Source organism: Sneathiella aquimaris, from assembly GCF_026409565.1.
GTDB lineage: Bacteria > Pseudomonadota > Alphaproteobacteria > Sneathiellales > Sneathiellaceae > Sneathiella > Sneathiella aquimaris.
This window is the reverse complement of sequence record NZ_CP112881.1, coordinates 3,434,866-3,457,491: the sequence shown is the minus strand read 5'-3', so window position 1 is coordinate 3,457,491 and position 22,626 is coordinate 3,434,866. Positions and strand designations below refer to the sequence as shown.

The window sequence follows — 22,626 nt, the reverse complement described above, 5'->3', positions numbered from 1 at the left end:
CGACAGCTGCCATACGTCCCTCCATAGAGAGGGTCTGTCGGGGGCATAAAAGATAAGAAAATTGTCACCTTTAAATCCGTCTCCAGACAGGGTAGGCGGAATATGAAATGTCTGAAAGGAAATTTAGATCATGAAAAACGTGGTCATCGCAGGATACGCTCGTTCTCCATTTACCCTCGCGAATAAAGGGGAAATGGTTAGAATCAGACCCGATGAAATGACCGGTCAGGTTGTTAAGGGGCTGATCGAGAAAAGCGGCGTAAATGTTCAGGATATTGAAGATGTCATCATTGGTAGTGCTTTCCCGGAAGGTGAGCAGGGCCTCAATGTCGCTCGTATCATCAGCTTTCTTGCAGGCATTCCAAAATCGGCTGCAGCAACAACCGTGAACCGGTTCTGTGGCTCTTCAATGCAGGCTATTCACATGGCCGCTGGATCAATTCAGATGGGCGCGGGCGACGTGTTTATTTGTGGCGGCATCGAGAGCATGACACGGGTTCCAATGGGCGGCTTTAATCCTGCGCCTCATCCGGCTCTGTATAAAGAATATCCAGAAGCGTATGTTTCCATGGGGATTACGGCCGAAAATCTTGCCAAGCAATATTCCATTTCTCGCCAGGAGCAGGAAGAAATGGCAGTGGAAAGCCACGCCCGTGCGGCGGCAGCCCGGGCTGCTGGGAAATTCGATGACGAAATTATTCCAATCGTTCAGGGAAATATTCGGGTTGAACAGGATGGCTGTATCCGTCCGGAAACCACTTTGGAAACACTTGCTGGCCTGAAGCCTGCTTTTGACGAAGCGGGCACTGTCACAGCGGCAACATCTTCTCCATTGACGGACGGCGCGTCTGCGACGCTTGTTTGTTCAGAAGAATATGCGGACGCAAACGGCCTTGTTAAAATGGCACGGATTAAATCCATCGCCGTTGCAGGATGTGCTCCTGAAATTATGGGGATTGGCCCGGTTCCGGCAACTGAAAAAGCGCTTAAACGGGCAGGTCTTACTTTGCAGGACATCGATATTATCGAACTGAACGAAGCGTTCGCGGCTCAGTCTTTGGCGGTACTTAAAGAATCCGGTATGAAATACGACAACACAAACCTTGACGGTGGTGCCATTGCGTTGGGCCATCCAATGGGGGCAACCGGCGCCCGGATCACGGGTAAGGTTGCAAGCCTGCTGCAGCGTGAAGATAAATCCCTGGGTCTTGCAACACAATGTATCGGTGGTGGTCAGGGGATCGCGACTGTTCTGGAGGCTTGCTAATCATGGCTATTGAAAAAGTAGCTGTAATAGGTGCTGGCGTGATGGGTGCTGCGATTGCCGCCCATGTCGCCAATGCGGGTATTCCCGCTGTGTTGCTGGATATCGTGCCAGAGGGGGCGGATAACCGTAATACGCTGGCGGAGGGCGCTGTCGCCAAGATGTTGAAGACGAAGCCTGCGCCGTTCATGCATAAACGGAACGCCAAGCTGGTCACAACTGGAAATCTGGAAGACAATCTTGATCTTGTTGCTGATTGTGACTGGATTGTTGAAGCGATTATTGAGCGTCCAGACCTGAAGCAGGATCTTTACACAAAGCTTGATGGGGTTCGCAAAAAAGGCTCCATTGTTACGTCTAACACGTCAACCATCCCGTTGAAAACGCTCATGGCCGGAATGCCAGACAGTCTGCAGCGTGACTTTGCAATCACCCATTTCTTCAACCCTCCGCGCTACATGCGGTTGTTCGAGTTGGTAAAGGGTGAGCAGACCCGCGAGGATGCTATTGAAGAGTTGCGTCAATTTGCCGATGTGTCCCTCGGTAAAGAGGTTGTCGACTGCTACGATACGCCCGGTTTCATTGGAAACCGGATCGGGATTTACTGGTCATTTGTTGCGATCAAATCAGCGTTCGATCTTGATATGAGTGTAGAAGAGGCTGATGCGGTTTGCGGAAAGCCTATGGGTATTCCGAGTACCGGTATCTTCGGTCTAGGCGATCTCACCGGTATTGATCTTGGGCCGAAAGTCAACGAAAGCATGTTGAACGAACTGCCTGAAAGTGACCCGTTCTGTCAGGAATATGATGCCGATCACCCGATGGTTGCGACCATCGCCAAGATGATCGATGAAGGGTATACCGGCCGTAAAGGTAAGGGTGGCTTTTACCGGATGAACAAAGAAGGCGGGAAGAAAACCAAAGAAGCCCGCAATCTTAAAACCGGTGAATATGCAAAAGCAGAGAAGCCGAACCTGAAATCTGTGAAAGCGGCGCGCAAAGGTCTGCGGGCGCTGGTTGAAACAGATGATGTCGGGGGCCGATATGCTTGGTCTATCCTGTCAAAAGTCATTTCCTATTCGGCGTCGCTGGTCGGCGAAATTGCGGATGATATCATTGCAATCGATAGTGCAATGAAAACAGGTTATGCGTGGAAATACGGTCCGTTTGAGCAGTTGAACCAAATGGGCGTACAGTATTTTATCGACCGCTTGGAAGCGGACGGTATGCCGGTTCCTGCCTTCCTGAAGAAAGTGGGTGATCGCCCGCTTTATAAAGAAGAAGGAACAGATGCCCTTTATATGACAGTGGACGGTGAATATGCCGTTGTGCCAGTGGCCGAAGGTGCGTGGACACTCGCTGACATCAAGCGCGGTAACGAGCCGGTCATGTCGAATAGAGGAGCCAGTATCTGGGATCTTGGCGATGGCGTGGCCTGTCTAGAGCTTCATACGAAAATGAACTCGATCGATCAGGATATTGTCACCATGCTTGGTCAGGCGTCCAAACTGAACAAGAAAGGTTTCAAGGCACTTGTCATTGGCCATGATGCAGATAATTTCTCCGTCGGTGCCAATGTCGGTCTCGCCCTGTTTGCAGCAAACGCTGCAATGTGGCCTGTGATCGAAAACTCAATTTCTGAAGGCCAGAATGCCTTGATGAAGTTGAAATACGCACCGTTCCCTGTTGTTGCGGCTCCTGCTGGTATGGCACTGGGCGGTGGTTGTGAGATCGTTCTTGCCGCAGACGCTGTGCAGGCCCATGCCGAGAGTTATATGGGACTTGTGGAAGTTGGCGTTGGTGTTATCCCTGGATTTGGCGGTTGTAAAGAGCTTGTCATGCGGGCCATGCACAATAAACGCCGTCCCGGCGGCGCGATGCCAGCCTTGTCCGGCGTGTTCGAAGCAATCTCAACCGCAAAAGTCTCAACCAGTGCGGCGGAAGCCCGTGATCAGCTTATTCTCCGTGAAGGGGATGAGATTACCATGAACCGTAAACGGGTTCTTGCGGATGCCAAGAAGAAGGCGCTGCAACTTGCTGAAGGGTACGAAGCCCCTGAACGTCAGGAAGCCTATCTGCCAGGTCCTTCTGCCGCGGCTGCTTTTGATATGGCGGTTTCAGGTTTTGTGACCATGGGCCGGGCAACCGCGTATGACGCCGTTGTTAGCGAGCAGGTGGCTAAAGTTCTGTCTGGTGGTGACACTGACATTACAGAGCCTGTCACAGAGAAGAGGCTGCTGGAACTGGAACAGGAAGGGTTCATGACCCTTATCAGGAACCATAAAACACTTGACCGGATTGAGCATATGCTGACCACCGGCAAGCCATTGCGTAATTAAGGGAGTTCGATAATGCCGATTTACAACGCCCCTGTTAAAGATATCAAGTTTGTACTGAACGACCTGTTGGGTCTGGACAGTATGACAAACCTGCCAGGCTTCGAAGATGCGACACCAGATATGGTTGATGCGATTTTGAGCGAAGGTGCCAAGATGATGGAAGAGGTTGTTCAACCTCTCAATCAGGTAGGAGATAAAGAAGGTTGTACGTGGAAGGACGGAGAAGTCACAACACCAACAGGCTTTAAAGAAGCCTACGACCATTATCGCGAAGGCGGCTGGATGGGCATTGATGCCGACCCAGAATATGGCGGACAAGGTTTGCCCCACGTGATTGGGATTGCCTTGGCCGAAATGATGAGCTCTGCCAATATGGCGTTTGGCATGTATCCGGGGCTCACGCATGGTGCCTATGCTGCGATATACAAGCATGGTACGGACGAGCAGAAACGGATGTGGCTGCCGAAAATGGTGTCTGGTGAATGGACAGGAACCATGAACCTGACCGAACCGCATTGCGGAACGGATCTGGGCTTGATGCGGACAAAAGCAGTTCCGCAGGACGATGGCACCTACAAAATCACTGGTACGAAGATTTTCATTTCTGCTGGTGAGCACGATATGGCGGAGAATATCGTTCACTTGGTCTTGGCCAAGATACCCGGCGGGCCCGATGGTATTAAGGGCGTTTCATTGTTTATTGTTCCAAAATTCAATTTGGACAGTAATGAAAACCCGGCGGACCGGAACGGTGTTGCCTGTGGATCGATCGAACATAAAATGGGGATCCATGGAAATTCTACCTGTGTCATGAACTATGAGGATGCCACTGGCTATCTGTTGGGCGAAGCCCATAAAGGTATGCGTGCCATGTTCACGATGATGAATGCCGCCCGGTTGGGTGTAGGCGTTCAAGGGTTGTCACAGGCTGAGGTCGCCTATCAGAATGCCGTTGAATATTCCAAAGACCGTCTTCAGGGACGTTCGATTTCTGGTGTTAAGGCTCCTGAAAAGGCAGCCGATCCGATTATCGTTCACCCGGATATTCGTAGAAATCTGCTGATGTGCCGGGCGTTCACGGAAGGGGCCCGCGCGTTGGGTCTTTGGGCCGGCTTGAAAGTCGATATGGTGGAAAAACATCCTGATGCGGAGGAACGTGCCGCGGCGGATGAAGCACTTGGCTTGCTCACACCTGTGATCAAGGCTTATTTCACGGATATGGGGTTTGAACTGAGCGCGACCGCAATGCAGTGCTACGGCGGGCATGGTTATATCCATGAATGGGGTATGGAACAATTTGTCCGGGATGCCCGGATTACCCAGATTTATGAAGGTGCGAACGGTATTCAGGCTCTCGATCTGGTTGGACGTAAAATTCCAGCTAATCTTGGGCGCTCGCTTCGTCAGTTCTTCCATCCCGTGGATGCGTTCATTCAGGAAAACATGATGAACCCTGAGATGAAAGACTATGTGATGCCTTTGGCCAAAGCCTTTGCAAAGCTTCAGCAGGGGACGGCCATGTTGGGCGAAAAGGGAATGAAAAATCCGGATGAAGCAGGAGCGGCTTCAACCGAATATCTTAAGATGTTCGGCTTGGTTGCACTGGGCTTTATGTGGGCACAGATGGCCAAGATTTCTAAAGAGAAATTAGCAGAAGGGGCCGAAGATAAACAATTCTTCGAAACCAAGCTTGTGACTGCCAAATTCTTTTTCGAACGCATGATTCCGGATGTTTCATCCCTGTTGGTCAAGATGAGCGCAGGCTCTGAAACCATGATGGCGCTGGACGCTGAAGCGTTTTAAGATCTGGTGTTGAAATAGGGGCGGTAATGGTGAACACTATTGCCGCCTTTATTGATGTTCCGGAATTTTTTATGCCGAAAAATTGACAAATTGTCATTAATGAACAAATAAGTAAATAAAAACAATTAACTAAGGGAATTACTATAATGATGGAGAGGACACTTTTCCAAGAGGAACATAATATCTTTCGCGAATCCGTTCGCCGGTTTTACGAAGAGCATATTATGCCGTATCACGCCCAATGGGAAAAGGATGGTCAGATCAGCCGGGAGGCCTGGACAGAAGCCGGAAAACAAGGCCTGCTTTGTATGCCAATCCCTGAAGAGTATGGCGGCGCGGGTGCGGACAAACTCTACAGCATTATCATGATGGAAGAACAGGCTCGGGCGGGGGCATCAGGCCCCGGTTTTGGCCTGCATTCAGAAATTGTAGCGCCCTATATTCTTAATTACGGTACCGAAGAACAGAAAAAGAAATATTTGCCAAAGCTGGCCAGCGGCGAGATGATCGGTGCTATTGCCATGACGGAACCGGGGGCCGGTTCTGATTTGCAGGGTGTGAAAACGCGGGCGGTTAAAGATGGCGACGATTATGTCATCAATGGCTCAAAGACGTTCATTACAAATGGCTTTATGTGTGATCTTGTCATTGTTGTCACGAAAACTGATCCAGAAGCGGGGGCCAAAGGGACAACTCTGTTTTTGGTAGAAACAGGAACACCGGGTTTCGAAAAAGGCCGCAATCTTGATAAACTGGGGCTTAAGGCCCAGGATACAGCAGAGCTGTTTTTTGATGATGTGCGTGTCCCCGCAAGCAACATGCTGGGCGGTGAAGGAAAAGGTTTCTTCTGCTTGATGCAGGAACTGGCGTGGGAGCGTTTGCAAATTGCGATTGGGGCAACCGCCACGATGGAAGCGGTTCTGGAAGACACCATCGAATATACAAAAAGCCGGTCTGCGTTTGGCAAGAACATCATTCAGTTTCAGAATTCAAAATTCAAACTTGCCGAAATGAAGACAGAACTTCAGATCGCTCGGGTTTTTGTTGACAAATGTATCGAGGAGTTGCTGAAGGGTGAGCTGGATGTGCCAACTGCGGCGATGGCAAAATACTGGTGCTCTGACCTTGAGAACAAGCTGATTGACGAATGTCTGCAGCTCCATGGTGGATATGGATTTATGTGGGAATATCGCGTGGCGAGAAGTTACGCAGACGCCCGTGTGCAGCGCATTTATGGCGGCACAAATGAGATCATGAAAGAAATAATCAGCCGCTCTCTATAAATGCGGCGACAGGAGGAAATTATGACAGAAGCATTTATCTATGATGCCGTGAGGACGCCTCGCGGAAAAGGGCGCGCCAGCGGGTCTCTTCACGAGGTAACACCGATCAATCTGGCGGCGGCAACATTGAAAGCGGTTCAGGAACGCAACGAGTTGGACACGTCTTTGGTGGATGACGTTATTTTAGGATGCGTTGAGCCAGTGGGCGAACAAGGCGCGGTTATTGGACGCGTGGCCCCGCTTCATGCGGGCTATGACGAAAAAGCATCTGGCGTACAGATTAATCGTTTTTGCGCGTCTGGCCTGGAAGCTGTCAATATGGCAGCGGCACAGGTCATGTCTGGACAAAGCGACCTGACTGTTGGCGGCGGTGTTGAAAGTATGTCGCGCGTACCAATGGGTTCGTCAGGTGGTGCCTGGTCGGCAGATCCACAAGTGGCGTTTGGTACTTATTTTGCGCCTCAGGGAATTGGCGCGGATATGATCTGCACGAAATGGGGATACTCCCGGGATGATGTGGATAGTTATGCTGTCGAGAGTCAGAAACGGGCAAAAAATTCGTGGGATAAGGGCTATTTCAGCAAGTCTGTCATTCCGGTTAAAGATATGAACGGTTTGACTATTCTAGATCATGATGAGCATATGCGCCCGGAAACAACCATGCAGTCGCTGGGGGCGCTGGATCCGGCCTTTGCGGCTCAAGGCGCACAATATGGGTTTGATGCGGTGATCAAGCAACGCTACCCGGAAGTAGAAGAATTGAACCATGTGCATCATGCCGGAAACTCGTCCGGTATTGTTGATGGATCTGCGGCGGTTTTGATCGGCAATCAGGAAGCGGGCCAGAAAATCAATGCGAAAGCACGGGCCCGTTTTAAATCCTTTGCCTCTATCGGCAGTGAACCTTCCATCATGCTGACCGGCCCCAGCTATGCGGCAGAAAAAGCGTTGAAGCGTGCCGGTATGACGGCGGCGGACATTGATCTTTGGGAACTGAACGAAGCCTTCGCTGGCGTGGTTCTGCGCTTTATGGATGTCATGAATGTGGACCATAGCGAAATAAACGTGAACGGCGGTGCCATTGCGATGGGACATCCACTTGGTGCGACAGGAGCGATGATTTTGGGAACGGTTCTGGACGAGCTTGAACGTCGGGATCAGAATACAGCGCTGATTACGCTCTGTGTAGGTGCTGGTATGGGCACTGCAACCATTATTGAACGTGTATAAGGGGCGTCGGAAACAATGATTAATTACTCAGTTGATGCCGATGGTATTGCGACAATCGAATGGGATATGCCCGGCCGCAGTATGAACGTGCTTAATAATGACAGCATTCCAGCCTTTGCCGATGCAATCGAAAAAGCAATCGGCGACGAGGCTGTCAAAGGTGTTGTTATTTCCTCAGGAAAACCGGACTTTATTGCGGGCGCGGATCTTGAGATGCTTCAGGGCTGGAACGGCGCGGAAGAAATGTTTGCCAATGGAATGGAGCTTCAGACGATGTTCCGATCTATGGAGGTTTCCAAAAAACCGTTCGTTGCTGCGATCAATGGAACCGCGCTAGGCGGTGGGCTGGAAATCTGTCTTGCGTGTCATCGGCGTATGGCCGCTGATAACCCGAAAGCCAAAATCGGACTGCCGGAAGTAAAAGTCGGACTGTTGCCAGGCGGCGGGGGAACTCAGCGCTTGCCGCGTATGATTGGCATTCAGGCGGCCTTGCCTTTATTGCTGGAAGGCACACATTTAAGCCCGGAGAAGGCGCTTAAAATTGGTATTATTGATGAAATTGTTTCATCGGATGATTTGGTTTCTGCCGCGAAAAAATGGATTTTATCAGCAAAACCAGAAGACGCGGTACAGCCGTGGGACAAAAAAGGCTTCCGCATTCCCGGCGGTGCGCCGATGAGCCCATCCGGCATGATGACGTTCACAGCAGGCAATGCGATGCTGCGGGAGAAAACACACGGAAATTATCCAGCGGCGCTGAATATCATGTCCTGCGTTTATGAAGGATGTTGCGTTAATATTGACAATGGTCTGAAAATCGAGACCCGTTATTTTGTCAAAACCTGCAGCACGCCGGAAGCCAAAAACATGATCCGCAGTTTGTTCTTCGGTATTGGAAATGCAAATAAACTGGCGTCCCGTCCAAAAGACATTCCAACCCAGAAATTCACAAAAGTGGGCGTTCTTGGGGCCGGCATGATGGGCGCTGGTATTGCCTATGTCAGCGCGAAGGCTGGTATGGATGTTGTTTTGATTGATCAAGACCTTGCGGCGGCTGAAAAAGGCAAAGCCTATTCAGAAACGCTGCTGGCGAAAGCGGTGAAGCGGAAGAAAATGGGTGCAGAAAAAGCCGAAGGCATCCTGTCGCGCATTACCGCAACCACCGATTATGGTGAGTTGAGGGAGGCCGATCTTGTCATCGAGGCGGTGTTCGAAAAACGCGAGATCAAAGCAGATGTCACCGCGAAAGCAGAGGCAGTCCTTGCGAATAGTGCGATTTTTGCCTCCAACACATCGACTTTGCCAATTTCAGGTTTGGCCGAAGCGAGTGAGCGCCCCTCCAATTTCATTGGCCTGCATTTCTTCTCTCCGGTCGATAAAATGCCATTGGTTGAAATCATTTGCGGTAAAGAAACGTCTCAGGAAACGTTGGCGCGCTCTATGGATTATGTAAAAGCCATTCGTAAAACACCGATCGTTGTAAATGACAGCCGCGGTTTTTACACCAGTCGGGTTTTTGGAACCTATGTCAGCGAAGGCATAGCAATGCTGGCCGAGGGGGTGTCCCCGGCGTTGATCGACAACGCTGGTAAAATGGCTGGCATGCCGGTTGGTCCGCTTGCCCTTGCAGATGAGGTTGCTCTGGATTTGATCTACAAGATCCGTAACCAGACAAAACAAGACCTCGGCGATAAGTATATCGCGGCCCCCAGTGATGATGCTGTGACAAAGATGGTTGAAGAATTGGGCCGGGTTGGAAAGCGCGAAGGCAACGGGTTTTATGATTATCCTGAAGGGGGTAAGAAACATCTTTGGAAAGAACTGTCAGAGCATTTCCCGCAAGTGCCGGAAGAGGAACAGCCAAGCGTTGATGAAGTGATCAAGCGTTTGATCTTTATTCAGTCTGTTGAAACGGCGCGCTGTCTGGAAGAAAATGTTGTGACAACGCCAGAAGATGCAGATGTCGGCTCTATTCTGGGGTGGGGCTTTGCGCCGTCACGCGGTGGAGCGATCAGTCAGATCCACACAACCGGGATTGAGACGTTTGTTTCAGAATGTGACCGTTTGGCACAAGCATATGGCGCGCGATTTACGCCGCCTAAATTGCTGAGAAATATGGCCGAAAAAGGCGAGGTCTTTTACGCGGCCTGATGCAATCAGGAACGGTGCGGAACATATATTTGTATCGCACCGTTCAAATCTGCTAAGAGGGCATTATTCGCCAGCCTAAAGAGGGGGCCAAATGTCCGCGGGCAGACCTGACAGAAATAATGACCTGATCTTTGAAACAGAACGCTTGGTGTTTCGAAAAGCCCGCCTGTCCGATGCTGCCTTTATTTTTGAACTTCTGAACCAGCCGTCTTTTATAAAATATATCGGTGACCGTGAAATCCATGAGCTGGAGGATGCTTGTAACTATATACGGGATTTGCATTTGCAATACCGGACCATTGGATATGGCTCTTTCGTTGTTGTTCTTAAGCGGAGCGGAGAGGCCATTGGTCTGTCAGGATTGATCAAACGCAGAGAATTGCCATTTCCGGATGTTGGTTTTGCTTATCTGCCTGATCATTGGCGAAAGGGATATGCCTTTGAAGGGGCTCAAGCGTTGTTGAGCTATGGGTATGATGTTCTGAAGCTCGGCACGATTATCGCGATTACCAGTCAGAATAATACAGAGTCGCAGCGCTTGCTGGAACGTTTGGGGCTGTTTCATACACGGTCTGAGCGGCTTCCGGGAAAGCCGGAAGAAACGCTTATTTTTGAACCCGAATAGCCTTGGAGATCAAAGCGGCTTTTCGCGCAATAAAGCCCAGACCTCGTTTTCTTTTTCGTTTCCCCGGGCGCCAAGTTCAATGAGCAAGCGGGTCGTGGTTGGATAGTCGGCCCCAATGACCCTGGATAATGAGGCTAGGCTGCGCCACTCTGTCCCCTTCGGCGGGTGTGTCAGCATTCTCTCCAGAAGGGCTTTTCGCCGATTGTCCAGATCTCTGGTCTTGGACGTTTGAAGCCGATATTTTAGCAGATCCACGGCCAACGTGATCAGGGCACCCACCAGGACGCCGGCGATACCAATAAAGAACTCTGTCATTATTTTCCTCCTGCCCGTTTCAAACAAGTAGAATACGGACAGGAGGACAAATTAGGCAAGCCTTTGACGATTAGCGTTTGGCGACCGATTTTCCGTTCGCGCGTAGTTCTGAAAACGCCTGATCCAACCGTGCAACAATGCTTTTCTCCCCTTCACGCAGCCATTTCCGGGGATCGTATTTTTTCTTCAGCGGCTCGTCCGTTTCCGGGTGAATTTGGTGTTTGAAGGCGGCTGGATTAGCATCGACATAGCTCCCGACACCCTGTGCGAATGCAAACTGCGTGTCCGTATCGATGTTCATTTTGAAAACACCGTAGTCAATGGCTTGTTCAATCGATGAGACTTCTGAGCCTGATCCACCATGGAAAACAAAATCGAGCGGGTTTTCGTCGGCCAAACCGCGGACCTGCTTCACATGCGCCTGAGACTCGCGAAGAATTTCAGGGCGAAGCTGAACATTGCCTGGTTTGTAAACACCGTGAACATTGCCAAAAGACGCGGCAACAGAAAAATGACCAATACCGTTCAACCTGTCATAGGCGGCAAGCACGTCTTCGGGTTGCGTGTAAAGGCGGCTATTGTCAATTGTATCAAGGTCCGAGCCAACGCCGTCTTCTTCGCCGCCAGTAATGCCCAATTCGATTTCAATGCTCATATCCAATTCAACTGCCCGCTTCAGCATGCGTTCACTTTCCGCAAGATTATCCTCAAGCGATTCTTCTGAAAGGTCGAGCATGTGGGAAGAAAAAAGCGGCACCCCGTTCTGTTTTTTGTAGTCGTGGCCATAGTCGATGAGCGCATCGATCCAGGGGACCAGCTTCCGGTTCGCATGGTCTGTATGTAGAACCGCACAAATGCCGTAATATTTGGCGAGAAGATGGACGTGCTGCGCCGCTGAGACTGCCCCCATTACTTTCGCCGCCTCGCCATCTTCAAGGCCCTGGCCTGCGTAATAAGCAGCGCCGCCATTGGACAGCTGAATGATGACGTCAGAGCCATTCCGTGCGGCGGCTTCCATGACAGCATTGATTGAGTTTGTTCCAACAACATTGACGGCCGGCAATGCAAAACGGTGCGTTTTGCAGTTTTTGACCAGCTTCTGATATTCTTCACCAAAAACGACACCGGCTGGAAGTTGCAAAGTCATTTCGTTTTCCCCTGGTTTGCTTAAATCTGATGCTTCAGAAGCCGTTCTTCTGAAACATCGTGATATTCCTGGGGCAGTTTTACGGCTTTACGGGCGGTCATGTCAAAGTAACATCCAAGGATCGTCGTATTATTCACAATTTCACCGTTGTCTGAATTGATCATGTGGTGTCCAAAAGCAAATGTTTTGTCCATCCGATCCAGCAGACCACTTTTCACAACCAAAGAGGCCGCTTTTCGAATAGGCTGGTGAAATTCTGCAAAATATTCCAATGCCGCAGACCCTAAATTGCGCTGCATCTGTATTTCCCGTGTTATGCCAACGGACTGCATGATGTGGCTGGCGGCGTCCGAAAAGCGTCCGATGATATGGCGCATTTCAATTTGCCCAAACCCATCGCATTCCCATACATCAACTGCAGAACGGTTGGTTTCGAACATGTGATCCATCGGTTTTGCGGGAAGAAGAATATGCTTCATGGGTGCCGGGCAGTATTGATCCGGGTGCGCGTCCGCTAGTGAGGCCAGTGCGGACTTTACATCCTGTGGTAACGGGGCAGGTTCTCCGGTTTCCAGTTGGCGGTAATCAGCGGTAAATTCAAATACCCCGGATATGGTATCTTTTGCGGTGTCGTATAAATGTATGAAACCGGAGACAACGTCTTCTTCCAAGGACCGAATGCCTGCAACGCCATGCATTAACGCCCCCATTCTCATTTCAGATTTATACTGTATGCGCAGGGTTTTAAAGCGAAGGCCGTGCTTTTCGGTGCGAATGCGGGCGGGTGACAGTCCGATGCGGTTCTGTAAGTGAGAAAAGCCAGCCATCGCTTTTGCGGAATAAAACTGAACGTTCATATGCAGCATCTGATCGCATTCCCATGCTTCAACGCCGCCCCTATATACAGGGATTACTTTTGCAAGATTGTTGTTTGTCATGCGCCCACTCCTTCTTTTAACAGAAGTGTCTCGGCTTTCCGAGTAAGTGCGTCCGGTAATAACTCGGATTTCCGGGCTTCCAGGTTCATGTACACCGCGGTGACGGTCGCCTCGTAGGAGAGCGTTTCCGTGCTGCTGTTGAAAAGTTTGTGTTGAAAAGTGATGGTCCGCGATGAGGTTTTAAGAACGCCAGAATTTATGTGCACGATATCGCCTGCCAGTAACTCGGCATGGTAACGATTGGTCTGTTCCACGGCGGCAAATCCGCGCTGCGTTTCATTCATGATTTGAGGCGTAACGCCAAGCGCCCCAAACATTGTACCCATCGCCTGACTGACGCAGGCGTTATAAAATTGAACGTTCATATGGCCCATGACGTCGCATTCACTGGCAAGGACATGCCCTCTATAACTCTCGATATATCCACTCATGTACGGGAAAACTCCTGAACCTGTTATTTTTCTTTTTCTTTGGTGATTCTTTTTAGCATTTGAGTGAGGTATCGGTCGATCATTTCTTGATCTTTTACCTGCATAATATCAAGCCGCCCGGTTGTATGAAGCATCAGGGTTCCTGTGAAATATGTGATAGCATCAAGCGTCTCGGACTGCGCAACATCAGGGGGCGCACCCGCTAACTGATGCAGGTAATTGGCCATAAAGCCCATCAAACTCAATAACCGTCCATTTAACTGGTCGTTGGTCTCTTTTGAAAAGCCGCGTTTTTTAATTTCACCGCTGGAAAACAGATACAAACCCAGCTGTAGTTCTTCGCCATGGGATTGGTAATACTGATAATAGGCTGTAAAAACCTGGCGAATTTTTTGCTCGTTCGTTTCGGCTTGATTTGGCGCCAATTTGATGGCCCGCGTCAAATGCATCAAAGACGTACTCAGAAGGTCAGCATAAATTTCTTCTTTGGACTGAAAATACGCATAGGGCGCACCGGTGGAATAACCGGCCTTCGTTGCGATCGCACGCATCGTGGTGCCTTCAAGACCTTTTTCCCTGAAAAGCGACGACGCGGCGGTCAATATCTTCTGTCGTTTGTAAGCAGCAATTTCTTTTTTTCGTGCCGTTTTGGAAGCTGTATCGCTCATCTGGAAATCGGCTCGTTACTGTCCCGCTCCTTGACAGCCTGCTGAAAGCCAACTTCTTCGGATCTTTTTTTGAAATGGACGCCTTCAGGGCTGTGCCTTGTGATGCCATCGAAAAGGGTGGCTGTCATTTGTGTTGAAGCGAGCCCCATATTATCCAGCGCCTGGTTAATCATGAGTTTTTGCATCATAAGCTGATTTTTAGGGATGCCCGCCATTCGCGTTGCCAGCTCTAGTACGCGTTCCTCCAGCTTGTCTTCTGGAACCGCATCCAGAACAAGTCCGATTTTCTTGGCTTCCCTGCCGTCAATTAAATCGCCTGTCAGAAGCATTCGCTTGGCCCGTTCGACCCCCAATCTATAGACCCACATCGCCGTGGTTGGGCATCCCCATAAACGGGCTGGTGGGTACCCGATTTGAGCGTTTTCTTCCATGATGACCATGTCAGCGCAAAGAGCAATATCGCTACCGCCAGCAACGGCGTATCCGTGCACCTTGGCAATAACAGGTTTGTAGGATCGAAAAATACTCATGAAATCCTGAGTATTCCCCATCATCATTTTGTAATCGATGGTGGGATCCCAGGGCATTTCCTGAAAACCCGGATTGCTGCCGGGGGTTTCGGCGTAAATTTTCAAATCATAGCCAGAACAAAAAGCCCGTCCTGCGCCTTGCAGAATAATAACATGAACCGCATCGTCATTATTTGCTTTCTCAACAGCGCGTCGGATGGCCCCCGGCAGTTCTTCATTAATTGCGTTCAGGGCATGGGGACGGTTCAGAGTAATCCGCGCAATACGATCATCTCGTTCATATAGAACACACTCTTCGGTCATGTTTTCCTCCTTTTTTTTACATTTGTTCATAAAAATGAACATTGTTCAAGAAAATTTATTCTTAGAAAATGCGACGGATTATTGGGGCCGGTTTCGTTAAACGGACAAATAGTCACCAGAAAGGATTTGAATATGAAAAAGAAACTCGCGATCGCGCTTGCAGCTGCTGCTGTTGTCGGGCTTCCCATGGCCGTTATCGCTGCGACGAAAACGGTGGGAATGCATCACTCTGCCATGGCATCCAAGATGATGGAGAACCATGACCTTGATAAAGACGGCAAGGTAACAAGAGAAGAAATGCTGAAGTCTCGCGAAGAAATGTTTGATCTGCTTGACGCAGATAAGGATGGCGCGGTTACCAAAGAAGAAGCTCGGGCTTTGCATGACAAAATGCGGGAAAGAGCCATCACAAAACGCATGATGAAATATGACACAAACAGTGATGGGTTTCTCAGCAAGGAAGAATATGCGGCCAGGTACGAGAAAAAATTCAAAAAAATGGACACAGATGGGGATGGCCGAATTTCAGCAGCTGAGTTGGCGAATGCAAAGCAGGGTCGCCATCATAAACGTCATTCTGGTGACGATAAAAAAGGCTAAGAAGCCGCGTTTCGTGAAGGAGGGCCGTTTTTTGTTACGGCCCTTCCGTTAAATGCCAAGTTGGCGGGAGGCCAGGTCGCGCATGATTTCCTCGGCCCCGCCGCCAATTGCATTTACTCTGACGTCACGATAGATCCTCTCGACTTTCGGGCCTCTTAAATAACCGGCGCCGCCCATGGTTTGTACCCCTTCACGGGCACAAAATTCCATCGTTTCTGTCGCCTGGTTTTTAAGCATACAGATGTCGGCGATCGGTTGCTCCCCATGCTCCACACGCCAGGCAACCTGATCCAGATACGCTTGCGATGCGTTTACGGCCTGTGCCATTTGAACCAGCTTATGGCGAACCACTTGTTTTTCTGAAAGGGGTTTGCCAAAAACGATACGTTCTTGCGCATACGCGGCCACTTCATTGAAACAGGCTCTTGCAGCAGAAATACACCCCGCGGCGAGCCAGAGACGTTCATAGTTGAAGTTCAACATGATCGCTTGAAAGCCCGCATTTTCGGTCCCTAAAAGGTTTTCGGCGGGCACTTTGCAGTTGTCAAAGTAAAGGGTCGCGGTATCCGACGCCCACCACCCCATTTTTTTAAGCGGTGTACGTGAGAAGCCGGGCGTGTCCCGATCAATAAGCAAGAGCGAGATGCCCCCCATGCCCGGACCGCCTGTCCGAACGGCAACCGTATAAATATCAGCGCGCATGCCGGAGGTAATAAAGGTTTTGGAGCCATTTACAATATAATGATCTCCGTCTTTCCGGGCGGTGGTTTGCAAATTGGCAACGTCCGAGCCGCCGGACGGTTCTGTTATGGCAAGAGCGCTTATCCATTCACCCGATAGGATTCTGGGCAGGTATTTTTCTTTTTGTTGCTGGTTACCTACATTTTTGATGGGCGGGGCACCGATTGTGTGGCTTAACAGGCTCGCGGTGACGCCACCAGCCCCAGCTCGTCCCAGTTCCTCTGCGCCTGCCAACAGGTAATATATATCAGCGTCAATGCCGCCAAATTCCTCTGGATATCCTATGCCTAATAATCCAATATCCGCCGCCTTTTTGTAGAGGGCGCGGGGAAACGTTTCCTCTTCATCCCATTGGCTGGCAAACGGTTCGATTTCTGTTTCCACAAATCGCCGTAATGTTTCGCGAAAAGCAAGATGTTCCGGTGTAAAGTTTGGATTATGAGCACGTTCCAGTAATTCCATTCAGGCCTCCACCGGTTCAATTTCCAGCAGGAGTGCCCGCGTTGCGACCTGCTCGTCCGCCTTGGCGGCGATACTTTTAACGGTCCCATCAATTTTTGAAGTAATTTCATGTTCCATTTTCATCGCTTCCAGGATGGCAACGGTTTGACCTTTGGTAACGGATTGGCCGGGCTCGGCCAGCATATGAAGGAGCCGGCCGTTCATGGGGGCAAGGATGCGCCCGTCACCTGCGCCAGCCTCGGATTCGCCGGTCGCCAAAGTTATCTCGTTACTTGAAAACTGACAGTTTGGCGTTTGTAAAAACAGTGTCCCTTGCGAAAAGGCAAACCGCGCGGAGGTCTGATGTCCTTCGCAGGCAAGGGTAGCGTGACCGTCCGCGGAGGTTGAAAACTGAGCCGAATATTCCTGATTTTCGCTTTTGATGAGCAAAGCACATTCATCGATTTGCTTGATTTCAAAGTCCTGTATTTTGTCTGCAATATTCAACCGGACAGGCGCCCATAACGCATCACTGCTATCCCAACCATCTGTTGAAAGCCCCTGCTGGTGCTTTCGGCAATCAAAGTGAAGACAGGCGGCAAGCAAAAGGTCTCTTGAGGTGGGTTCCGGGCGCTTAAGTACCTTTTTAGGGAAATAGGTGTCGATAAAGGCAGTTGTTGCGGCCCCAGCAGCAAAATTTTCATGCTTCAAGCAGTTAATTAAAAACTGTCGGTTGGTAACGAGACCAAGATCCACAGTATTTTGAAGGGCGTGGATCAGTTTCTGACGTGCGTCTTCACGGGTTTGGCCCCAGGCAATCACCTTGGCAATCATTGCGTCATAATGGGGAGTGACTTCATAGCCGTTCTTCAATCCATGGTCTGTTCGTCGATCAGGGCCAGAAGCCGCCTCCCATTTTAACAATGTCCCAACCTTGGGCAGGAAGCTTTTATAGGGATCTTCAGCATAGAGCCGGGCTTCGATGGCATGTCCGGACAAGTGAATTTCGTTTTGGTCCACGGGCAATTTTTCCTGCCGGGCGACCCTTAACTGCCACTCCACCAGATCAAACCCGGTTATACATTCGGTAACCGGATGCTCGACCTGAAGTCGGGTATTCATTTCCAGAAAGTAAAAAGAGCCATCCTGGGACAACAGAAATTCTACGGTCCCGGCGCCGGAATACTGAATGGCCTTAGCCGCCGCCACGGCCGCTGCTCCCATTTGCGAGCGTAAACTGGCAGACACTGCGGGAGACGGGGCTTCTTCAATAACCTTTTGATGGCGGCGTTGGATGGAGCAGTCCCTTTCCCCTAAATGAACAACATTCCCGTGCATATCTGCGAAGATCTGGATCTCGATATGGCGGGGTTCAATTACGGCCTTTTCAAGAATTAACTCATCCGAGCCAAAGGCATTTTGTGCTTCGGATCGCGCCGCTGAGAGCGCTTTTTCAAGTTTCTCTGCTTTATTGACAAGGCGCATTCCCCGGCCGCCGCCACCCGCTGCGGCCTTGACCATGACCGGATATTCGATGGCGTCCGCAGCCTGAATAAATAACGCATCTGACTGATCTTCGCCTTCATATCCCGGCACACAAGGTACACCGGCCTCAATCATCCGGCGTTTGGCCTCGGCCTTATTTCCCATAAGTGAGATTGCGGAAGGAGAAGGTCCGATAAATGTAATGTTCTCTTTTTGGCAGGCAGCTGCAAAATTGGCATTTTCTGAAAGAAACCCGTAGCCCGGATGAATGGCATCGGCACCACTTGTTTTTGCCGCGGCAATGATTGTGTCAATCTTCAGATAGCTGTCACTGGCGGCTGCGGGGCCAATTGCGACGGCCTCGGACGCCTGTTGTACATGTGGGGCGTCCCTATCAGCATCCGAAAAAACTGCCACCGTTTCAAACCCCATGTCGTGGGCTGTGCGAATGATCCGGCAGGCTATTTCGCCGCGATTGGCGATGAGGATTTTTGAGAAAGCAACCATTGATGCTTACCCTCTTTTTTTGCTGGGCAAGGTATCCATTAACTTACAGATGATGCCCAACATCACCTCGTCCGCCCCGCCGCCGATCGACGTCAATCGACCATCCCGATACGCCCGGCTGATATGAGTTTCGTTCATAAAGCCCATTCCACCATAATATTGAAGGCAGGCGTCATTGACCTCTCGCGTCAGGCGACCGGTTTTCAACTTCGCCATTGAGGCAAGCATGGTGACATTTTCACCGGCCACATATTCCTCAACCGCGCGATAGGTGAGAGCGCGTAAAAGTTCAACTTCGGTTTTTAGTTCTGCCAACCTGAAATGAATGACCTGATTGTCCAGAAGCGGTTTTCCGAAGGCTTCTCTTTGACGGGTATAATCAATGGTGTCATCAATGACCTTATCCAATGACTGAAGAGCGGCGCCAGCGGCCCAAAGACGTTCCTCCTGAAATTGGAGCATCTGGTACGTAAAGCCCATGCCTTCTTCGCCTATAATATTTCGTTGAGGCACACGGACATTGTCAAAATATAACTGTGCGGTGTCAGATGAACGCATGCCAAGCTTATCCAGTTTGCGTTCAACGGTGATGCCCGGTGTGTCCATCGGGACAACGATAAGCGATTTGCTGGAATGGATCGGCCCGTCACTTGTATTGACCAGCATGCACATAAAATCGGCCTGTGTGCCGTTTGTGATCCACATTTTCTGACCATTGATTAAGTAATCGTCGCCATCTTTCCGGGCGTTGGATTTGATGCCCGCAACATCTGATCCTGCGCCGGGTTCAGAGACCCCAATGCAGGCTACATACTCGCCGGAGATTGCGTGGCGAAGATAATTTTCTTTTACATAGTCCGAACCAAATCGGGCGAGCGCCGGGGTTGCCATATCCGTTTGAACGCCGATTGCCATGGGGACCGCACCGCAATTTATTTTGCCCAGCGTTTCTGACATTGCGAGACTGAAGGAGTAATCGAGACCGGCGCCTCCATATTCTTCAGGTTTGCAGACCCCAAGAAATCCCTGATCACCCATCTTCTTAAACAGATCATGGGCTGGAAAGATGCCCTCCTCTTCCCATTGGTCAACATAGGGATTGATTTCCTGATCGATGAATTTGGACAGGGAATTCATGAATTCTTTGTGTTCTGGTCCGTAAATCATTTTTCTTTTCCCTTTTATTACATACGGCCGATGCCAAATGTGTTTTTGTTGGTTTTTCTGACATCGCCTTCTTTTGCAATGGAGAGGCAATAGCTCAGGATTTTGCGACTGTCTCTGGGATCAATGATCCCGTCATCCCAAAGACGGGCTGTTGCATATAAACTCTCGGATTCTTTATCCATGCGCTTGATGATATGATCTTCCATCTTGCCGAGGGCTTCCCGATCTGGCTCTTGTCCCATGCGTTTTAATTTTTCTTCTGTGACAATCGACATGACTTTCGCAGCCTGTTCGCCGCCCATGACCGCAACGCGGTTGTTCGGCCAGGCGAAAATAAAACGTGGATCAAACGCGCGGCCACACATTCCATAATTTCCGGCACCAAAGCTGGCCCCGATATGCAGCGTGATTTTTGGGACCGTTGCGTTTGTTACAGCCTGGATCATCTTAGATCCGTGTTTGATGATGCCCGATTGTTCCGCATCGGTACCCACCATAAATCCGGTCGTGTTCTGCAAAAACAAAAGCGGGGTACCCGATTGGCAACAAAGCTGGATAAACTGGGCCGCCTTGGTAGCGCCGTCCGCGTCAATTGGACCATTATTTCCAATGATCCCTACGGCCTGCCCATCAATTTTAGCGTGTCCGCAAACGGTTTGAATGCCATAGAGCTCTTTGAAATCAAGGAAATCTGAACCATCGACAATGCGGGCAATGACTTCATGAACATCATAGGGCTTGCGGTAATCGGTCGGGACAATGCCGAGCAGTTCTTCTATGTCATATATAGGCTGATCATGATTTGTGACTGACGGCGCATTTGCGTCGTTTGAGCCATTCCAGGGCAGGTGACCCATAACTTCCCGCGCCAGACGAATACCATCTGCATCATTCTCAGCCAGGTATTCTGAAACGCCGGAAATAGTGGAGTGCATTTCAGCGCCCCCAAGCTCTTCGTCCGTGGCAATTTCGCCGGTCGCTGCCTTTAAAAGAGGCGGCCCTGCCAGAAAAACTTTTGCACCGCCGCGGACCATGATGACATAGTCTGATAAGCCCGGCTGATAGGCCCCCCCGGCGGTACTGGATCCATGGACAACGGTTATTTGCGGAATGCCGGCAGCAGACATGCGCGCCTGATTGGCAAAACCCTGCCCTCCCTTGATGAAGATTTCTGCTTGATACAGTAGGTTCGCACCACCAGATTCTACCAGATTAATGACGGGGAGTTTATTTTTAAGGACAATCTCCTGGGCTCTCAGGTTTTTCTCCAGCCCCATTGGGGCGATCGTTCCGCCCTTGATCGCACTGTCAGAGGCCTTGATCATGCAACGGACACCTGAGACATATCCAATTCCGATGATCATTCCGCCGCCCAATACATCCTTTTTGCCGTCATCATCATGCATGCCGAGACCAGCTAACGTCGACAACTGTAGAAAAGGGGCCCCTTTATCGAGCAGAAGAGCGATCCGTTCGCGGGGGAGAAGCTGACCCCGTTTTTCAAATTTCTCTTTTTTGGAATTCGATGTCTCACGAACTCTTTGTTCCAACCCGCGAAACTCTTCGATTTTTTCAAGCATGGCAGCGCGATTATTCTTAAAAGTTTCGCTATTCGTGTCGATTGTAGACTGAATGACCGGCATGTGTTTGCGTTCCCTGTTCGGCGATGGCTTTATTTTTGAAAAATCTTTGGCGTGACGGCAAGGTGAAAACCGTTAAAGGGTTTATTGTTGTCGTGATCTTCCATCGGCCAATTGCCCTTGGCATTCGGGGCGGCTCCATCCACGCGGATACAGCTTCCGGAAATAAAGCTGGCCGCTTCCGATAACAGATAGACAATTGCCGATGAGGTTTCAGATTCTGTTCCCATTCTTTTTGCCGGATTGGCTTGCGCCAGACCCAGAATTTTCTCCTGATACCAATCAGGATAGGTATCCATACCCGAAGACATGATCCAGCCGGGGGCAACTGCATTCACGCGTGTACCGGACCCTGCCCATTCCAAAGCGGCTGTTTCCGTAAAGCTTAGCATTCCTTTTCGGGCAGCACCCGAATGGCCCATGCCGGGCATGGACATCCACATATCTGCGATGATATTGACGATCGACCCGCCGCCATTTTCTTTCATCCACTGGGTGTAACATTCACGGGCGACAAGAAATCCACCCGTTAGATTGGTTCGAACAACGGCTTCCCAGCCTTTTAAGGTCGTATCTTCAAGCAGCGCAGGAAATTGACCGCCTGCATTATTGACGAGCCCATGAATAGCGCCATGCTGGTCGATGATGTCTGTGACCATTTCCGTGACAGCAGCTTCATCCCGGATGTCGCAGCTATGAACGGTGCAAACGCCGCCCACTTCTTCTATTTCCGACTTTACTGTGGCGAGTTTTTCTTCATTTCGGCCCACCAGAGCAACTTCAGCACCCAAAGAAACAAGTTCGTGGGCGGTACATCGGCCGATTCCGCTCCCGCCGCCGGTGACAACAATTTTTTGACCTTTGAACAAGTCAGGCCGAAAAATCGAATTATAAGACATGTAATGCTCCGTTGGATAGGTGATTGGGTCCCCAGTGTCAGATTATTCTACTTATTCATTTTGAAGCCTGACAACTTTAATTGACTTCATGGTAGGTGACGTTTACGTTAACGTCAAGG

At 50.2% G+C, this 22,626-nt stretch carries 19 protein-coding genes; 8 read left to right on the top strand and 11 right to left on the bottom strand.

Going from position 1 to position 22,626, the window contains the following annotated elements:
• Positions 1 to 130 precede the first annotated feature (130 nt).
• The 7 genes from OIR97_RS16245 to OIR97_RS16215 all read left to right on the top strand — a co-directional run bounded on the left by OIR97_RS16245 (position 131) and on the right by OIR97_RS16215 (position 10,695).
• Positions 131 to 1,267, top strand: a complete 1,137-nt coding sequence (locus OIR97_RS16245) for a thiolase family protein (RefSeq protein ID WP_169543271.1) — start codon at positions 131 to 133, stop codon at positions 1,265 to 1,267.
• Positions 1,268 to 1,269: 2 nt separating this feature from the next.
• Positions 1,270 to 3,603: a 3-hydroxyacyl-CoA dehydrogenase/enoyl-CoA hydratase family protein gene (locus tag OIR97_RS16240; protein WP_169543270.1), complete on the top strand. Its 2,334-nt coding sequence runs from the start codon at positions 1,270 to 1,272 to the stop codon at positions 3,601 to 3,603.
• A gap of 12 nt (positions 3,604 to 3,615) precedes the next feature.
• Positions 3,616 to 5,406, top strand: coding sequence for an acyl-CoA dehydrogenase C-terminal domain-containing protein (locus tag OIR97_RS16235; RefSeq protein WP_169543269.1), 1,791 nt, complete (start codon positions 3,616 to 3,618; stop codon positions 5,404 to 5,406).
• Between the two features lie 146 nt (positions 5,407 to 5,552).
• Positions 5,553 to 6,689, top strand: coding sequence for an acyl-CoA dehydrogenase family protein (locus OIR97_RS16230; RefSeq protein WP_219821569.1), 1,137 nt, complete (start codon positions 5,553 to 5,555; stop codon positions 6,687 to 6,689).
• Positions 6,690 to 6,710: 21 nt separating this feature from the next.
• Positions 6,711 to 7,919 carry an acetyl-CoA C-acetyltransferase gene (locus tag OIR97_RS16225; RefSeq protein WP_219821568.1) on the top strand — a complete coding sequence of 403 codons (1,209 nt, stop codon included), beginning with the start codon at positions 6,711 to 6,713 and terminating at the stop codon, positions 7,917 to 7,919.
• A gap of 15 nt (positions 7,920 to 7,934) precedes the next feature.
• Entirely contained in the window at positions 7,935 to 10,070 is a 2,136-nt protein-coding gene (locus OIR97_RS16220) for a 3-hydroxyacyl-CoA dehydrogenase NAD-binding domain-containing protein (protein WP_169543268.1), read from the top strand.
• A gap of 91 nt (positions 10,071 to 10,161) precedes the next feature.
• Positions 10,162 to 10,695 carry a GNAT family N-acetyltransferase gene (locus OIR97_RS16215; RefSeq protein WP_169543267.1) on the top strand — a complete coding sequence of 178 codons (534 nt, stop codon included), beginning with the start codon at positions 10,162 to 10,164 and terminating at the stop codon, positions 10,693 to 10,695.
• A 9-nt stretch (positions 10,696 to 10,704) separates the two neighbouring features.
• On the opposite strand, the gene OIR97_RS16210 is transcribed toward OIR97_RS16215, so the two are convergent.
• From OIR97_RS16210 to OIR97_RS16185, 6 genes are all read right to left on the bottom strand, one after another.
• Complete coding sequence (locus OIR97_RS16210) at positions 10,705 to 11,010, bottom strand: hypothetical protein (protein ID WP_169543266.1); 306 nt, start codon at positions 11,008 to 11,010, stop codon at positions 10,705 to 10,707.
• A 70-nt stretch (positions 11,011 to 11,080) separates the two neighbouring features.
• Entirely contained in the window at positions 11,081 to 12,157 is a 1,077-nt protein-coding gene (gene fbaA / locus OIR97_RS16205; RefSeq protein ID WP_169543265.1) for a class II fructose-bisphosphate aldolase, read from the bottom strand.
• Positions 12,158 to 12,177: 20 nt separating this feature from the next.
• Positions 12,178 to 13,095: an acyl-CoA thioesterase gene (locus OIR97_RS16200; RefSeq protein WP_169543264.1), complete on the bottom strand. Its 918-nt coding sequence runs from the start codon at positions 13,093 to 13,095 to the stop codon at positions 12,178 to 12,180.
• Entirely contained in the window at positions 13,092 to 13,526 is a 435-nt protein-coding gene (locus OIR97_RS16195; RefSeq protein ID WP_169543263.1) for an acyl-CoA thioesterase, read from the bottom strand. Before OIR97_RS16195 ends, OIR97_RS16200 begins: the two co-directional genes overlap by 4 nt.
• A gap of 23 nt (positions 13,527 to 13,549) precedes the next feature.
• The gene (locus OIR97_RS16190) at positions 13,550 to 14,194 is read right to left on the bottom strand and encodes a TetR/AcrR family transcriptional regulator (RefSeq protein ID WP_169543262.1); all 645 of its coding nucleotides are present in this window, start codon (positions 14,192 to 14,194) and stop codon (positions 13,550 to 13,552) included.
• Complete coding sequence (locus OIR97_RS16185) at positions 14,191 to 15,027, bottom strand: crotonase/enoyl-CoA hydratase family protein (protein ID WP_169543261.1); 837 nt, start codon at positions 15,025 to 15,027, stop codon at positions 14,191 to 14,193. Before OIR97_RS16185 ends, OIR97_RS16190 begins: the two co-directional genes overlap by 4 nt.
• A 132-nt stretch (positions 15,028 to 15,159) precedes the next feature.
• On the opposite strand from OIR97_RS16185, the gene OIR97_RS16180 reads away from it, so the two are divergent.
• A complete protein-coding gene (locus tag OIR97_RS16180) occupies positions 15,160 to 15,627 on the top strand; it encodes an EF-hand domain-containing protein (protein ID WP_169543260.1) in 468 nt (155 codons plus the stop codon).
• Positions 15,628 to 15,675: 48 nt separating this feature from the next.
• Here OIR97_RS16180 and OIR97_RS16175 read toward each other — a convergent pair whose 3' ends face one another.
• From OIR97_RS16175 to OIR97_RS16155, 5 genes are read right to left on the bottom strand one after another with little or no spacing between them, the layout of a single operon-like run.
• Positions 15,676 to 16,830, bottom strand: a complete 1,155-nt coding sequence (locus OIR97_RS16175) for an acyl-CoA dehydrogenase family protein (RefSeq protein WP_169543259.1) — start codon at positions 16,828 to 16,830, stop codon at positions 15,676 to 15,678.
• The gene (locus OIR97_RS16170) at positions 16,831 to 18,801 is read right to left on the bottom strand and encodes an acetyl/propionyl/methylcrotonyl-CoA carboxylase subunit alpha (RefSeq protein WP_169543258.1); all 1,971 of its coding nucleotides are present in this window, start codon (positions 18,799 to 18,801) and stop codon (positions 16,831 to 16,833) included.
• A 6-nt stretch (positions 18,802 to 18,807) separates the two neighbouring features.
• Positions 18,808 to 19,968, bottom strand: coding sequence for an acyl-CoA dehydrogenase family protein (locus tag OIR97_RS16165; protein WP_169543257.1), 1,161 nt, complete (start codon positions 19,966 to 19,968; stop codon positions 18,808 to 18,810).
• A 17-nt stretch (positions 19,969 to 19,985) separates the two neighbouring features.
• On the bottom strand, positions 19,986 to 21,611 hold the full coding sequence (locus OIR97_RS16160; RefSeq protein WP_169543256.1) for an acyl-CoA carboxylase subunit beta: 1,626 nt from the start codon (positions 21,609 to 21,611) through the stop codon (positions 19,986 to 19,988).
• Positions 21,612 to 21,640: 29 nt separating this feature from the next.
• Complete coding sequence (locus OIR97_RS16155; protein ID WP_169543255.1) at positions 21,641 to 22,507, bottom strand: SDR family oxidoreductase; 867 nt, start codon at positions 22,505 to 22,507, stop codon at positions 21,641 to 21,643.
• Between the last annotated feature and the right edge of the window lie 119 nt (positions 22,508 to 22,626).

What these genes read in the sequence shown, in the direction of transcription:
- OIR97_RS16230 (WP_219821569.1), top strand. Translation starts at nt 5,553, where the DNA reads ATGATGGAGAGGACACTTTTCCAAGAGGAACATAATATCTTTCGCGAA.
- OIR97_RS16190 (WP_169543262.1), bottom strand. Translation starts at nt 14,194, where the DNA reads ATGAGCGATACAGCTTCCAAAACGGCACGAAAAAAAGAAATTGCTGCT.
- OIR97_RS16245 (WP_169543271.1), top strand. Translation starts at nt 131, where the DNA reads ATGAAAAACGTGGTCATCGCAGGATACGCTCGTTCTCCATTTACCCTC.
- OIR97_RS16155 (WP_169543255.1), bottom strand. Translation starts at nt 22,507, where the DNA reads ATGTCTTATAATTCGATTTTTCGGCCTGACTTGTTCAAAGGTCAAAAA.
- OIR97_RS16180 (WP_169543260.1), top strand. Translation starts at nt 15,160, where the DNA reads ATGAAAAAGAAACTCGCGATCGCGCTTGCAGCTGCTGCTGTTGTCGGG.
- OIR97_RS16240 (WP_169543270.1), top strand. Translation starts at nt 1,270, where the DNA reads ATGGCTATTGAAAAAGTAGCTGTAATAGGTGCTGGCGTGATGGGTGCT.
- OIR97_RS16160 (WP_169543256.1), bottom strand. Translation starts at nt 21,611, where the DNA reads ATGCCGGTCATTCAGTCTACAATCGACACGAATAGCGAAACTTTTAAG.
- OIR97_RS16210 (WP_169543266.1), bottom strand. Translation starts at nt 11,010, where the DNA reads ATGACAGAGTTCTTTATTGGTATCGCCGGCGTCCTGGTGGGTGCCCTG.
- OIR97_RS16220 (WP_169543268.1), top strand. Translation starts at nt 7,935, where the DNA reads ATGATTAATTACTCAGTTGATGCCGATGGTATTGCGACAATCGAATGG.
- OIR97_RS16165 (WP_169543257.1), bottom strand. Translation starts at nt 19,968, where the DNA reads ATGATTTACGGACCAGAACACAAAGAATTCATGAATTCCCTGTCCAAA.
- OIR97_RS16215 (WP_169543267.1), top strand. Translation starts at nt 10,162, where the DNA reads ATGTCCGCGGGCAGACCTGACAGAAATAATGACCTGATCTTTGAAACA.
- OIR97_RS16175 (WP_169543259.1), bottom strand. Translation starts at nt 16,830, where the DNA reads ATGGAATTACTGGAACGTGCTCATAATCCAAACTTTACACCGGAACAT.
- OIR97_RS16170 (WP_169543258.1), bottom strand. Translation starts at nt 18,801, where the DNA reads ATGGTTGCTTTCTCAAAAATCCTCATCGCCAATCGCGGCGAAATAGCC.
- OIR97_RS16185 (WP_169543261.1), bottom strand. Translation starts at nt 15,027, where the DNA reads ATGACCGAAGAGTGTGTTCTATATGAACGAGATGATCGTATTGCGCGG.
- fbaA (WP_169543265.1), bottom strand. Translation starts at nt 12,157, where the DNA reads ATGACTTTGCAACTTCCAGCCGGTGTCGTTTTTGGTGAAGAATATCAG.
- OIR97_RS16225 (WP_219821568.1), top strand. Translation starts at nt 6,711, where the DNA reads ATGACAGAAGCATTTATCTATGATGCCGTGAGGACGCCTCGCGGAAAA.
- OIR97_RS16235 (WP_169543269.1), top strand. Translation starts at nt 3,616, where the DNA reads ATGCCGATTTACAACGCCCCTGTTAAAGATATCAAGTTTGTACTGAAC.
- OIR97_RS16195 (WP_169543263.1), bottom strand. Translation starts at nt 13,526, where the DNA reads ATGAGTGGATATATCGAGAGTTATAGAGGGCATGTCCTTGCCAGTGAA.
- OIR97_RS16200 (WP_169543264.1), bottom strand. Translation starts at nt 13,095, where the DNA reads ATGACAAACAACAATCTTGCAAAAGTAATCCCTGTATATAGGGGCGGC.